This window comes from Paeniclostridium hominis (assembly GCF_014306135.1).
Classification (GTDB): domain Bacteria; phylum Bacillota; class Clostridia; order Peptostreptococcales; family Peptostreptococcaceae; genus Paraclostridium; species Paraclostridium hominis.
In genome coordinates this window covers 1,100,590-1,115,517 of sequence record NZ_JACRWD010000001.1, presented here as the reverse complement: position 1 = coordinate 1,115,517, position 14,928 = coordinate 1,100,590, and the positions used below count along the sequence as shown (strand labels likewise).

Genomic DNA, 14,928 nt, shown 5'->3' with positions numbered 1-14,928 from the left:
ATGGAAAAGTTTAAGGCAGAAATTAAAAAAATAGAAGCTAAAAATGGAGCTTATGTAGAAATCCCATTTGATGTAGAGAAGGTATATAACAGTAAACGGGTTAAGGTAAAAGCAACTTTTGACGATTATGAGTATAGAGGTTCTATAGTTAGTATGGGTGGTTGTTATATTATAGGAATTACTAAGGATATAAGAAATCACATTCAAAAAGAGGCTGGAGATATTATAGACGTAACAATTGAAAAGGATGAAGAAGAAAGAGTAGTTAATCCTCCAGAGAAATTATTAGATAAAATAAACTCTGATAAAGAAATAGGAAAGTTTTGGAATAGTTTATCATTTTCTATGAGAAGGAAGTGTGTAATGTGGATAGAGAGTGCTAAGAAAGAAGAAACAAGATTAAAACGTATAGATACAACTATAGAAAAGTTAAAGAATAAAGAAAAGTTATAAACTACCATAAATTTATGTTAGTTTTTTATTTAAATTAATATTATAAAAAGCTTATGGATTAAATTTAAATCAAGTTGTATAATAAAGAATATAGTTGACATTATAGTTGAGAGGATTGATTAATATGATTAAACAAGAGAAAAAGTCTAAAAATTTAGTTATGAAAAGAGTAGCAATATTTATGATAATATTAGCTTTTGTTATAACAGCGATAGCACCATTAGCTAATTTTATAATGTAGATAATTATAAAAAGGTGATGATTTGATTGATAAGTCATAAAGCAAAGGCAGAAATATTATTAGTATTATATTTGATAATAGTACTATGCATAATGCAATACTATATACAGATATCAGTATATAAAAGCCCAATGTGGTTGATATTTTATGGTTTGAAAATTATAATTTGTATAAAAACCATATCTATGTCTTTATTGTGGTATTGGGAATTACTGCGTAATGAGATATAAATTTATATTAATTATTTAACAAAGAAAGTATCTTAAGTAATTAAATTTAAAATATAGCATAAAATATAAATATAGATACAAATATCAAAATATTCCATGTCAAATTAATCTAATGCCAGTAATCAAATTACTGGCATTTGTTTTATTAGAAACTTCAGTAAATACAGATTTAAAATTGATAGACATAGAAAAAAACTCAAAATAATAATATAAAAAACTACCTCATATTAGGGTAGTTTTTTACTTTTAAAATAAAGGAAAACATACTATAGAGTCGAAGTAAATTAAATAAAAGAGAGATATAAGCAAAAAATGATAATATTTAACTATTAGGAGGATAGTTTATTGAAAAAAATAAAGATTTTAGGCACTATATTATTATTTATGCTAATTCCTATTGCGTTAATAGTATATTTAAGTACTCCGTATAAAACAGAACGTAAATACTTAAGTAATAATAAATCAACTGTAAATTTAGATGATATAGATGATTTTTCAGGACTTGAATTGATTAAAAAAGATTTAAAAAATAAGAAGATAGTATTTACAGGAGAAGATCATGCTTTGAATAAGGATAATTTATTTAAAATAAAAATGATTAAATATTTAAAAAAAGAAATGGAATTAAATTACTGTTTGGATGAAATCCCTTATACTAGTGCTTACTTTATAAATAAGTATTTAGAAACTGGAGATGAAAATATTTTAAAGCGAGTTTTTAAAAATTCAAAAGGAACTGCATTTTGTAATAAAGATGATTATCGTAGTTATAAACAGTTGTATGAATTTAATCAGACCTTGCCTGAAAATAAAAGAATAAAAATATTAGGTCCAGATATAGAACATAGTTCTAAAACTAGTTTAGATTATATAGTAGACATAATGAAAGATAAAGATTTGTGTACAACTTCTTTAAAATATTTAATGATAAATTTGAAGAACTATGATAATTCTAATGATGATAAGGTAAAATTAAAAACATCTGTAGAAAATCTTTTAAAAGATATATCTAAAAATGAAGATATTTATAAGAAGATATTTAAAGAAGAGTTTGAAAATTTTAGGTATGTATCAAACAATATACAACAAATGTGTATATCTTATTTACAACCTCACAACAAATGGAATATTATTAGGGATAATTATATCTATAAAAACTTTAAATATTTAGACTCTAAGATAAATGATGCAAAGTACTTTGGTCAATGGGGAGGGTTTCATATCTTACAAGAAACTTTTTATGATGAATTTAATAAAAGCAAAATAGATTTTTTTGCAAGTTTATTAAATAAGGATAAAAAGTATAAAGGTAAAATATTATCTATTCATTATGGATATCAAAACTCTGGAGCAGTTGATAAAATAACTAGCTCACAAATAGATTCAATTTTATTTGATGATTATATAAATAGTCAAGATGATGCTATATTATTTAAACTTAATAATAAATTTACACCATTTAGTTCAAAATTTATATGGCCATTTGAGCATAAGTTTAAAGCTAAGAAAGATCAATATACATCAGATTATATACAGTACTTGCTTATGATAAAGGATAGTAAAGTTTCAAAACCACTTTATAAATAATGGAGGATTTTATGATAAATAAAAAATATATAATTACAGTGGTGGTAGTATTAACATTAGTTATAATATCATTAGTTATTTTTACAAACTCAAAAAATAAAAAAGCTCAAATAAGTATAGAAAATGACAGTCCTACAAAAGTTGTAAATCCTAATGATAAAATAGAACTTGAAAATAACCATACAGAAGTTATGTATGATAGTATAAAAGTTTTTGATAACGAAGAAGTATTAAAAAGATATAAAGAAGTTAATAAGAAATATTTAACTTATGACAACACTATGAAAAACTCAGATGACTATTTTTATGAATTTAAAAATGGGCTTGCTTATAATCATAAAGCAAATAAAGATTTAAAACCATTAAATAATAAAAAATATGCAATGATTCTAAAAGGATATAGCTATTCGAATATAGAAAAATCATTTACTAATGAAGAAGCTTTAGATACAGTTTCTAAAGTATTACCAAATGACTCAAAAGAATTAACTTCTAAAGTTTTTGATGATGAAAAGTATATTTATTACACATCATCAAAAGGAAATTTTATAGTAAGGTTTGGATATGAAAGATTATATGATTCACAAAATTCATTTATAGGGACAAATAAAGACAAAGTAGATTCTATTTCTTATTTTAAAGAAATATACGTAAATTAAATATATTAAAAAGCATAAAAATAGTTTTAAAATATATACTTAAACAAAGTTAAATATTAGTTGACAAATACAACTAAATATAACTATAATTTTCTTAGATAAATTACTTTAACCAAAGCCATGAAGGTTTTAAAACCTTCGTGGCTTTTTTTGATTTAAAAATTAAGGGGGAAAATATTTATGAACCAAAGAGATTTTTTCGATAATATCTCAAAAGAATGGGACAATATTATCGAAGTAAATAAGGAGAAAATCAATACTTTACTATCTAAATTGGATATTAAAGAAAATGAAAGAGTACTTGATGTAGGTACAGGAACAGGAGTATTAATACCATTTATAAAGAAACTTAATAAAAATGGTTATATAAGAGGAGTAGATTTTTCTAATGGAATGCTAGAAGTTGCAAGAAAAAAATACAAACATATACAAAACTTAGATTTTGAAATTATAGACGTTGAAAATGAAGTTATAAAAGAAAAGTACAATAAAATAATTCTTTACTCTATGTTTCCACATCTAGAAAATAAAACTAAAACAATTAAAACATTAGTTAAAAATAATTTAAGTGAAAATGGAAAACTTATGATAGCACATTCAAATAGTAGGGAGTTTTTAAATAACATGCATAAGGAAAAAAATGAAGCAGTAAGTGAAGCTAGATTAATACCTATAGATAATCAAGTTAAATTATTTGAAGATATTGGACTAAATGTGGTAGAAGCTTTTGAAAATGATCAAATGTATTATTTAGTTTTAAGTAATAATTAAATTCAAGGGGTATAAGCAATGAAAAGTAAGAAAATAGTTTTATCATCAATATTTATAGCTTTTGGAATAATAATGCCTATGATATTTCATACAGTAAACTTAGCAGGAACAATATTTTTACCAATGCACATACCAGTATTAATAGCAGGTTTTTTACTAGGACCTACATGTGGAGCTTTAGTAGGAATAATAACACCTATACTAAGTGGATTAATGACAGGAATGCCTCCTATAATTCCGATGATGCCTATAATGACATTTGAATTATGTGCTTATGGATTTTTAACTGGAATTTTATTTGATAAAATACAAAACATATACCTATCACTTATAACAGCTATGATTGGTGGAAGATTATTTGCAGTAGTTGGAGCTTTTTTAGTATCTGTAACAATAGCACCTCAAGTAAGTCCTTTAATATTTATATTTGGGAATATATCTAAAGCTATACCAGGGATATTAATACAATTAATATTTATACCAATACTTATTAAATATTTAAAGAAAAACCATGAGATAAAAAAAGTTATAGCTTAAAAATGACCTTATTAGTAGGTCATTTTTTATATCAAAATATATTATCTGATTAATTTATAATAATCATTAAATAATGACAATTTTATTTTAGATATAATATAATATTATTAGTTAAATTTTAACTATATAGAAATTATAAATGATTTAACTTTTAAAAATATGTGTATATATACAAATAGCGAGTTTATATAAAATAAATTTATAATTATAGGGGGCGGATGTTAGTTGAGTAATACAATATTTGTAAAATTAAAAGATTTAATGATGGATAAGGTATTTAGAATATATAAAAATTATGTACCCGAGCATATAAAGGTTTGTGACTTAGAAAAAGATGATATAGTAACTTTATCTGAACAGTTACTCAATATAAGCTATACGCTTCCGAAATTATTTAAAGAAAGAATTCATACGGTTGATAAAATATATGATAAGCATAAACCTAATGAAGTAATTTATGAACTATTTGCAGAAGATCATAAAGTAATTTTATTATTAACTAAGAATGTAAAAAATGGAAGTTTGACAATAAAATGGGTAGATAAATTATGGCTATATTCAATATAGATATGGAGTGAGTAATTTGAAAAGAAAAATAGCAGTTCTAAGCTTGACAACAATTATTGCATTAACAGTAGTGGGCTGTTCATCAGAAAAAAATAAAGAAATGAAAAATACTATGATTGATGTTAGTCATCAAATAGGTAATATAGATAAAAATAAGGATAAAACAAATAACGATATAAAATTGACATATAAGCAAGCTCAAGAATTGATGGAGAAAATAAGCTTTAAGTTAAGCGAATTTAAACCAGAGTTAACACCTGATAAGCAAACTATAATTTTAAATCTAGCAACTAGGGAAGAATTAGGAAAATTAGAACAAGAATATATAATAATAAATATGATAGCAAATAAATCAAATTATGATATTAAAGTTGAAGGTAGTATGTTTAAAGATAAAGATATATTGAAAAATGATTCCGCAGTTCGTGTACTATATGATTTATTAACTTCGACTAAAAGTATAAAAGATATAAGTATTTCAAAATTTAGATATGAAATTAATGATAAAAAAGCAAATAATATAAAATTAGATAAAAATTCAACATCTTTTAATAGTATAAATTTTAAATACTATGATGATATTGTTAAGTTTAATATTGAAAAAACTTATAAAAGAGAAATTTTAAAAACTAATGAAGTTAAATACACATATGAAGAATATAAAAATCAAAGAGAAATTTTAAAAACTAAGCTAACAAAATATTCGGAGGAATTTGCTAAATCAAATAATTTAAGACCTGTTGTATATGAAGCTGAAAGTTCAGAAAACTCTAAAATAAGTACTTTTGGTGTAGAAGGAGATAATCATTTTTCAACTTATATATCAGTAAATACAGATATACCTAGATCAGATGTAAAAAGTGTATCAGATGTATGTAAATTTAAGGTGCCAACGAATATAGAAGATGCTAAAGCTCGCCAATTAAGTAGAGATTATTTAGTTGGAGCTATAAAAATAATAAACTCTGTAATAAATTCTAATATAAATTATGGGGATATTGAGAATTTAGTAAATTCAAATAATATAAGAAGTAAGTATTTAAGTGATGATTCAAATCTAGATACAATATTTGAACTTTCTAATAATACAGAAAAATCTTTAATAAATAATGAGTATACATACAAGCAAAAGATAAATATCATCTAAGTTAAATCACAATCAATATGGTTGTGATTTTTTATTATAAATAAGGTAGAAGATTGATGAATATTTTTAACATTTCGAAATTGATTAACTTGGTTACCAAAAAAATGTAATCATGATATCATCATATTAACAATAAAAAAGGAGGTATAGTTATGAAAAATAAGAAAAAGTTTTCCTTTCCTACAGCATATACTGTAATTCTAATAGTAATGCTAATAGTAATGGGGTTAACTTACATTATTCCTTCAGGTAAATATTCTAAACTTAGCTATGATACTAATAGTTCAAAATTTATAGTAGATTTACCTAATGGAGGAACGAAGGAATATCAAGCAACTCAGCAAACATTAGACAAGTTAGGTGTAAATGTAGACTTAAAACAATTTACAAGTGGTTCAATATCAAAACCAGTTGCTATTCCAAATACATATGAGCAATTAAAAAAAGAAAATACAACAATATTTGGAGCAATAACAACATTTTTAAAAGCTCCGATACAGGGGTTATATGATTCTATAGATATAATAGCCTTTGTTTTAGTAATTGGAGGTTTAGTAGGTATTATCAATAGTACAGGAGCTTTTACAGCAGGGATAAATGCATTGTCTAAAGCTTTAAAAGGAAAAGAAAAATGGATGATAGTCATAATAGCTTCATTAGTAGCACTTGGTGGAACTACTTTTGGTTTAGCAGAGGAAACTATAGCCTTTTATCCAATAGTTGTACCAATATTTATAGCAGCAGGGTATGATGCAATAGTTGCAATCGCTACTATATTCTTAGGTTCATGTATAGGTACAATGGTATCTACTATAAATCCATTTTCTACTGTAATAGCTTCGAATATAGCAGGTGTAACTATAGCAGATGGACTGCCTCTTAGAATATTAGCGTTAGTTTTAGGAATGGTAGTAACATTAATTTACATAATAAGATATGGTGAGAAAGTAAAAAAAGATCCAACCAAGTCTTTAATATACTTTCAAAAAGAAGAAATAGAGAATAAATTTTTATCAGAAGAAAATGATGAAGAATTAGTTAAATTTACTTTCACAAAGAAATTAATGTTATTAATTTTTGGTTTATCTTTTGTAGTAATGATTTATGGAGTTAAAGAATTAGGTTGGGGATTCATTGAAATGACATCTTTATTCTTTGGTGTAACATTTGTAATGTTTCCACTAACTAAGCAAAAAGAAAGTGAATTTGTATCTAATTTTGTACAAGGTGCAGCTGATTTATTAGGAGTAGCTCTTATTATAGCATTAGCTAGAGGTGTTACTATAATAATGGATGGAGGATTAATAAGTGATACTTTATTACATTCACTAAGTGGAGTAGTATCTAACATGAGTGGAGTAATATTCTCTGTAGTAATGTATTTTGTGTATATAGTTTTAGGGTTCTTTATAAACTCTTCTTCAGGACTTGCGGTTTTATCTATGCCAATAATGGCGCCTCTTGCAGATGTTGTAGGAGTTAACAGAGATATAATAATAACTGCATATATGTTTGGACAGGGATTAATCAGTATAATAACTCCAACAGGATTAATACTAGCATCTCTTGCTATGGTAGATGTAACTTATGATAAGTGGTTAAAATTTGTTTTACCACTTGTAGGAATAATCATGGCATTATCTGTAGCAATGCTTTGTATAGGTTCATTGATATAAGACTAAAAAGGTGCTAGTTTAAATTAGCACCTTTTTAATATATAGTAACAAAATTATGAAATTTTAAAATTTAGCAATAAAAATTGCTTTTTATTTAATTAATTGCATTATAATACTTACGTTTAAGTAAAAAGTACCGATATATGGTAATAGGCTCAAAATTTGAGTCAAAAGTTTTTATAGAAGGGAGGTGTATTTATGATTATAGGAGACAAGACTTATCTTAGACATTATGAAATAAATATACAAAATGATTTAAACAAAAGAATAAGGACAGAGAAACAAAATAAAATTAACAAAAAGATAAAGCGTAAAAAAGGTAAAAATCCAGATAATAATATTTGTAAAGATTTAAAAAGAAGAATCGATATAGCAAATAGAAGTCAAAAAACTATAAAAGAAAAGTTAGAGTTAGCAAAATTTCATGAAAATAAATTGCGTAAAATGGAAAATACTTTAAAAGAAATAAAATCACATTGTCAAAAAGATAAAAAAGATGATAAACAAAAGCAAATAAAAAATAAAATAAAAATAAAGAAAATAAAAAAAGAAACAAATGATTTAGGGCATGAGTATAACGTAGTGAGAAATTTTTTAAATGATGATAAAAATATGATAGCAAGTTTAAATGAAGCTTTAGAAAATATAAATCATATAAAAAAGAAGCTATCTGATTATAAGTCTAAACTACTTGATATAGAAAAATATGTAAATAGAACTAAAAAAGAATTTGAATCAAAGGAAAAAATTATAAAAAAACACATAGAATCAGAAGAATATATAAATGAAAAGGTATTAATAAATCCTCTAGATTTTATTTTTATTGATGATGATTTAAATATTGGTGTTAGTGTTAATATTTTTGTTTAAAATTAATATATAAATCCTTATTCCAAAAAAGGAGATATCTTTATATAAAGATATCTCCTTAAAATAATCTATTCAAATATATCTAAATCCAGATCTTTAGATAATTGTTGTAGTATTTTAACTCCAGCTATGCTATTTCCCATAGAGTCAAGTGCAGGTCCAAATATACCAATGCCCATTTTATTAGGTACAGCACCTAAAATTCCTCCACCAACACCAGATTTAGCTGGTATACCTATATGAACAGCAAAATCTCCAGATTCATCATATAATCCGCAAGTAACCATTATAGATTTAACAATAGTACAAATATCCATAGGTATTAACCTTTCATTACTCCAAGGACAAATTCCTTTATTTGCTAGTACTGAACCTATTCTAGCCAAATCTATAGCAGTAACAGATATAGAGCATTGTCTAAAATAAGAGTCAAGAATATCTTCTACATCACCATCAATAATGTTACATCCTTTCATATGATAAGCTAAAGACCTATTTATATCTCCAGTTCTTTTTTCAGATAAATATATATCTTCAATTACTTTGATATCAGGGTTATTAGTTAATTTTTTTGTAAATTCTAAAATTCTTTTAGTTCTCTCATCACTATCTTTACCTTTTACTAATGAGTTGACAACTATAGCTCCGGCATTTATAAAAGGATTAGAAGGAACAGGTTTATTGTTTATTTCCATATTAAGGATAGAATTAAAAGCAAATCCACTTGGTTCCATGCCTATTTTTTTAAATACATATTCAGGGTTGTTATCCATCATAGCCATTATTAAAGTTATAACTTTGGAAGTACTTTCTATTGCGAAGACTTTGTTATAATCTCCAGCAAAATATTCTTTATAGTTATTATTTCTTAAATCAACAATAGCTACACCTAATTGATTTTCATCAACCTGAGCTAGAGCAGGTATATAAGTGGCAACGTGACCATCTTTTATATATTTTTTATTTTCTTTAACTAGGTTTTTAAGTAAATCAAACATTAAAATCGCTTCCTTTTTATAAAATTTAAACCTAGTATTTAATTACCCTAAAATTATTTAGCAAAACTTTTCTATTAAAATACTTAAATGTAACAGAATTTGATATTTTTCATATTATAAATTGTAACTCTTTTAAAAAAGTTACAGTGGTGGTTATTGTGATACAAAAATTTGTGAAAAGAATCTATGATGAATTCAAAGATTTTTATAATGAATTAGGCATAGTTTGTAAATATCTAATTCCTTTAGGTATATTATACTTCTTTGTTGTTTGCATATCAGTATTTAATCCGGAATTAGATGAAAAAGAACATTTGATTACTATAAGATCAATTTTTTCTTCAATATCAGGATATATATTAGAAAAATCAACTAAAACTTGTACTTCAAATCCTAAATTATTAAAAAATAAAATTTTATTAGTTGGAAGTTTTTCTGTAATATCTACAATTGTTATTATCTTTGCATGTATAGTAGATGTGAGTGTAGATAATCAATCTCTTTTGCTTATTAAAAATTTATTATTTTCATCTATAGGTTTTTTAACAAGTGCGAGTAATGATTTTTTTAAGAAAGATAACTAAAAAATTATGGTCTATCATATTAATTATGGTAGACCTCTTTTGGTTTTAAATTCATATTTTGGGGGAGATTAATTGAAAACTTTAAGTATTTGTATGATAGTTAAAAATGAAGAAAAAAATATAGGGCGATGTTTGGATAGTATAAAAGAAATATCAGATGAAATTATAATTGTAGATACTGGTTCTACTGATAGAACTATTGAAATATGCAAAAGTTATTGTGCTAAAATAATACAATACAAATGGAACAATGACTTTAGTGAAGCTAGAAATATATCCATAGATTATGCAACTAAAGACTATATATTATTTTTAGATGCAGATGAAGAAATACCTAAAGAAGACTTAATTAAAATAAAAAATTTATTAAGTAGTAATAATTTATCTGAAGGTTACTTTTTAAGACTTGTAAATATTATAAAAGAAACTAATGTTGGAGATTATGTAGTTTTTAGGTTATTTAAAAATAATAAAAATTACATATTTAAAGGAAAAGTACATGAACAAGTAGCAAACTCGATACAAGAATACAATAAATGTAATTGTATTAAGATATTAGATGTACGTATATTTCATTATGGGTATGATCCAAATACAACTGATATACAAAGTAAATATAAAAGAAATATAAGCATATTAAAAAACTATGAAGAAGAAGAAAAAGATGCTTATTATTACTATGTTTTAGGTAATGAGTATTCAAGAATGAAAGATTTTGAAAATGCAATAGCTTCCTATGAAAAAGCTATTAAGGTACTTGATATGAAATATAATTATCTATTTTATCCATGCTTAATATTAAATACGGTCAAAGCTTATTCAAATACTAGACAGTTCTATAAATCATTAAGATTTATAGAAAGTATAAAATCTACAACACCGAATTTTAAAGATTTATACTTTATGGAATGTTTAGCTTATATCGAGTGTGGTAAAGTAAGCAAAGCTTTAGAGTCTATTAATAATTATATAAATTGCCCGCCAGAAAAAATTTATAAATATCCAAATAATAATTTTGATAATATTTATGATATAAATGAACTGAAAGAAAGGCTTATACGTGTGAATATATTAAATTACTACGAATGAGGCTACAATTTTTAAAATATTAAACGTATAATCTAATATGACAAAGTAATAATTATAGAATTCCAAAATTTATATATTTACTATGATACATAATAAAAACATAACGCTTTAATAATAATTATAAAAATGATAAACTAATATACAAGAATTACCTAAAGGAGAAATAATATGAAGAAACTAATGATAATAGAAGATTCTCAAATTATAAGAGAAGAACTAAAATCACTACTTACAAGATATGGATATGAAGTTATTACTTCTGAAAACTTTGAAAATATAATAGAAGATATAAAAAGCGAAAATCCAGATCTTATACTATTAGATATAAACTTACCAGTATATGATGGATTTTATATATGTAGAGAAGTAAGAAAAAACTTAAATATACCTATAATAATAGTAACAAGTAGAGATAGTGAAATAGATGAACTTATGAGTATGAATTTAGGAGCAGATGATTTTGTAACCAAACCTTATAATACACAAATATTGCTTGCTCGTATAAGTGCAGTAATCAAAAGAACATATAATGATAGCTCAAATACTGATATATTAACATATAAAGATTTAAATCTTGATTTATCTAAAGGCATAATAACTGCTTTTGACAAAAGTGTAGAATTAAGTAAAAATGAAATGAAGATACTAGCATATCTTATGAAAAATAAAGAAACAATAGTATCTAGAGATGAATTGATGAATTATATGTGGAATTCAGATGTATATATAGATGATAACACTTTATCTGTAAATATGACTAGGATAAGAAAGAAATTAGAAGAATTAAATTTAAAGGATTATATAGAAACTAGAAGAGGATTAGGGTATATAATGAAATGAAGCTAAGTGAATATTTAAAAGATAGATTGGTATTTTTAATTATTAATACATTATTATTTTTTATAGTGTCTATAGCTCTTTTAGCAGCTAAAACTAGTATTCAAATTATATTTTTAGTTTTTGTAATATGGTTTGGTCCATTTACAACTTATATGATTTTGGATTTTATAAATCAAAAGAAATATTATGATAACATTATTGGAATATGTGAAAATTTAGATAAAAAGTATTTGTTATCAGAAGTTATAGACAAACCGAAACATTTACATGAAAAAATAGTTTATGATCTATTAAAAGAAACCAATCGTTCAATGAGAGATAATATAAATTATTATAAAAATATGCAAAATGACTATAAAGAATATATAGAAACCTGGGTACATGAAATAAAAACACCTATAGCTTCTACTATGTTATTTATAGAAAATAACTCTGATACAATACCATTTCACATAAAATCAGAAATTCAAAAAATAGAAGACTATGTAGAACAAGTATTGTATTATTCAAGAAGTAATGATGTTAATAAAGATTATATAATTAAAAACTTCAATTTAGAAAATATAGTAAGAAAAGTTATAAGAAAAAATGCTAGAGATTGTATAAGTAAAAAAATTGCTATAAACATTGGAAATATTAACAATATAATATATAGTGATCCTAAGTGGGTTGAATTTATAATAAATCAGATAATAATAAATTCTATAAAATATTCTAAAAGTAAAAATGCTGTAATAGATATAAATTCTATTGTAAATAAAAATAATATAGTATTGACCATAACTGATAATGGAGTAGGTATAGACGAGAAAGATGTATTTAGAGTTTTTGAAAAAGGATTTACAGGAGAAAATGGAAGAAAATATTCAAAGTCAACAGGTATAGGTTTATACTTATGTAAAAAACTATGTGATAAATTAGGTCTTAATATAAATCTAACTTCGAAAAAAGATGAAGGAACTAGTGTAAGTATAGTATTTCCAGTAAATAATGAAGTATTTAAATAAAAATTATAAAATATTTTTAAAAATAGGTATGTATAAAAATACATACCTATTTTTTATTAAGTTAATATTATTATTGATAGTGAGGTAATATGTGTTATACAATATATATAACAAAGTAAATAAATATTTTAGATAATAAGAGAGGTGATAAATTTGATATTAAACTTAGACTTTAATAGTGATAAGCCTATATATATACAAATAAGAGAAGAAATAATAAAATCAATAGCTAAAGGTGATTTAGAGGTAAATGAATCACTACCATCAGTTAGAGCATTAGCAGATGAAATAGGTATCAACTTACATACAGTAAGTAAAGCATACAATTTACTCAAAGATGAAGGGTATATAAATATAGATAGAAGAAAAGGAGCCATAGTAAATAATCTACCTATAAAAAAAGAAGAATCCAACTTTAATAATATTAAAGAACAAATAGAGCTTCTAGTAGCAGAAAGCTATTTAAAAGGGATAGAGAAAGATGAATTTATTGATTTATGTGAAAATTATTTTAAAATGTATGGGGTGAAAAAATAATGAAAAATATGGTAGGTCTTATCATATTAGCTCCAATATTAATATTTACACACTTACTTATGGTATATATACAGATGATAAGTGGTAAAAACTATTTTTATGGAGTATACGTTAAAAATGTAGATTTAAATGAGGATGACAAAAAGCGTATAGATAAAAGTTATAAAAGAAGAATGAATTATACATTAATACTTACAATAATTTTAAGTATTTTACTAATTAAAACCTTTGGAAGTGAAACTATTGTAATTCCAATAGCATTAACTATTTATGTAGGACTTAGTTATTGGTATTTAAGAGATAGTTATATAGAGGTAAAGCATATAAAGAGTCAATTAATATCTTATTCTAACGGGGAATCTATTAAAAATCAAGGTAAGCAAAGTGTTACTATAGATACTAAATTTATAAACGAAAAAGAAAAGCTTAAAAAAAAGTTTAAAATATTATTTGGTATATGTATATCTATATCTATAATGTCATTTTTATATGTAGCTATAAACTACAATAATTTGCCACAAACAATACCAATACACTGGGAAATAGATGGTAAAGCAGATGCTTATGCACCAAAAAATCTTAAAAATGTATTCTTCATAAATATATTAGATATAGGTATGGTGTTAATGCTTAGTTATATGGGAGTAGGAACGATAGGATATAGAAGTTATATAGATACTCAAAATAAAGAAGAAAATAGAAAGAAAGCTTTAAAATATTTAAATAATATAGGATACTCATTATTTACTTTAACTATAAGTATGCAATTGGCAACTTCTATAAACCCTATACTCACGGTTAATAATATGAATATACCAATGCCATTAGTTCTTATAACTATATTTATACCGATAATAGTAAGTATATTTTTAATTTATAGTTTTATAATGTTATCAACATTAAAATCAAAAAATAAGAATACTTATATGATAGAAAGTGATGATGAAAAATGGATATATGGATTTATATATTACAACAAAGAAGACCCATCACTTATAGTAGAAAGAAGATTAGGGGCTGGATGGACATTTAATATGGCTCATAAATCAGCTAAAATCATAACTATATTTTTAATTTTAATAACTATATTTAGTTTAACAGCGTTTTAAAAAAGAGCTATATCAATATAAGCTTA

16 protein-coding genes are annotated in these 14,928 nt (G+C 24.0%); 15 read left to right on the top strand and 1 reads right to left on the bottom strand.

Annotation, left to right across the window (positions count from 1 at the left end):
* The 9 genes from H8891_RS05265 to H8891_RS05225 all read left to right on the top strand — a co-directional run bounded on the left by H8891_RS05265 (position 1) and on the right by H8891_RS05225 (position 8,738).
* Positions 1 to 453 (top strand): YdeI/OmpD-associated family protein, encoded by a 453-nt coding sequence (locus tag H8891_RS05265; protein WP_207723553.1) that lies wholly within the window; start codon positions 1 to 3, stop codon positions 451 to 453.
* Between the two features lie 816 nt (positions 454 to 1,269).
* Positions 1,270 to 2,511, top strand: coding sequence for a hypothetical protein (locus H8891_RS05260; protein ID WP_187005497.1), 1,242 nt, complete (start codon positions 1,270 to 1,272; stop codon positions 2,509 to 2,511).
* An 11-nt stretch (positions 2,512 to 2,522) separates the two neighbouring features.
* Positions 2,523 to 3,170: a hypothetical protein gene (locus H8891_RS05255; protein ID WP_187005496.1), complete on the top strand. Its 648-nt coding sequence runs from the start codon at positions 2,523 to 2,525 to the stop codon at positions 3,168 to 3,170.
* Between the two features lie 180 nt (positions 3,171 to 3,350).
* Positions 3,351 to 3,941, top strand: coding sequence for a methyltransferase domain-containing protein (locus H8891_RS05250; RefSeq protein WP_187005495.1), 591 nt, complete (start codon positions 3,351 to 3,353; stop codon positions 3,939 to 3,941).
* 18 nt (positions 3,942 to 3,959) lie between these two features.
* Complete coding sequence (locus H8891_RS05245; protein WP_187005494.1) at positions 3,960 to 4,478, top strand: ECF transporter S component; 519 nt, start codon at positions 3,960 to 3,962, stop codon at positions 4,476 to 4,478.
* A gap of 225 nt (positions 4,479 to 4,703) precedes the next feature.
* Positions 4,704 to 5,045: a hypothetical protein gene (locus H8891_RS05240; RefSeq protein WP_187005493.1), complete on the top strand. Its 342-nt coding sequence runs from the start codon at positions 4,704 to 4,706 to the stop codon at positions 5,043 to 5,045.
* A 16-nt stretch (positions 5,046 to 5,061) separates the two neighbouring features.
* A complete protein-coding gene (locus H8891_RS05235; protein WP_187005492.1) occupies positions 5,062 to 6,192 on the top strand; it encodes a hypothetical protein in 1,131 nt (376 codons plus the stop codon).
* Between the two features lie 152 nt (positions 6,193 to 6,344).
* Positions 6,345 to 7,868: a YfcC family protein gene (locus H8891_RS05230; protein ID WP_187005491.1), complete on the top strand. Its 1,524-nt coding sequence runs from the start codon at positions 6,345 to 6,347 to the stop codon at positions 7,866 to 7,868.
* A gap of 198 nt (positions 7,869 to 8,066) precedes the next feature.
* A complete protein-coding gene (locus H8891_RS05225) occupies positions 8,067 to 8,738 on the top strand; it encodes a hypothetical protein (RefSeq protein ID WP_187005490.1) in 672 nt (223 codons plus the stop codon).
* 68 nt (positions 8,739 to 8,806) lie between these two features.
* On the opposite strand, the gene glsA is transcribed toward H8891_RS05225, so the two are convergent.
* A complete protein-coding gene (gene glsA, locus H8891_RS05220; protein ID WP_187005489.1) occupies positions 8,807 to 9,736 on the bottom strand; it encodes a glutaminase A in 930 nt (309 codons plus the stop codon).
* A 173-nt stretch (positions 9,737 to 9,909) separates the two neighbouring features.
* Here glsA and H8891_RS05215 point away from each other — a divergent pair, with 173 nt between their 5' ends.
* The 6 genes from H8891_RS05215 (at position 9,910) to H8891_RS05190 (ending at position 14,902) form a co-directional block, all read left to right on the top strand.
* Positions 9,910 to 10,320 (top strand): hypothetical protein, encoded by a 411-nt coding sequence (locus H8891_RS05215; protein WP_187005488.1) that lies wholly within the window; start codon positions 9,910 to 9,912, stop codon positions 10,318 to 10,320.
* Between the two features lie 72 nt (positions 10,321 to 10,392).
* Positions 10,393 to 11,409 (top strand): tetratricopeptide repeat-containing glycosyltransferase family 2 protein, encoded by a 1,017-nt coding sequence (locus tag H8891_RS05210; RefSeq protein ID WP_187005487.1) that lies wholly within the window; start codon positions 10,393 to 10,395, stop codon positions 11,407 to 11,409.
* 168 nt (positions 11,410 to 11,577) lie between these two features.
* The gene (locus H8891_RS05205) at positions 11,578 to 12,249 is read left to right on the top strand and encodes a response regulator transcription factor (protein WP_187005486.1); all 672 of its coding nucleotides are present in this window, start codon (positions 11,578 to 11,580) and stop codon (positions 12,247 to 12,249) included.
* A complete protein-coding gene (locus tag H8891_RS05200) occupies positions 12,246 to 13,256 on the top strand; it encodes a sensor histidine kinase (protein ID WP_187005485.1) in 1,011 nt (336 codons plus the stop codon). Before H8891_RS05205 ends, H8891_RS05200 begins: the two co-directional genes overlap by 4 nt.
* Positions 13,257 to 13,409: 153 nt before the next feature.
* A complete protein-coding gene (locus tag H8891_RS05195) occupies positions 13,410 to 13,793 on the top strand; it encodes a GntR family transcriptional regulator (RefSeq protein ID WP_187005484.1) in 384 nt (127 codons plus the stop codon).
* Positions 13,793 to 14,902 carry a DUF1648 domain-containing protein gene (locus tag H8891_RS05190; protein ID WP_187005483.1) on the top strand — a complete coding sequence of 370 codons (1,110 nt, stop codon included), beginning with the start codon at positions 13,793 to 13,795 and terminating at the stop codon, positions 14,900 to 14,902. The genes H8891_RS05195 and H8891_RS05190 overlap by 1 nt, the downstream gene beginning before the upstream one ends.
* Positions 14,903 to 14,928 lie beyond the last annotated feature (26 nt).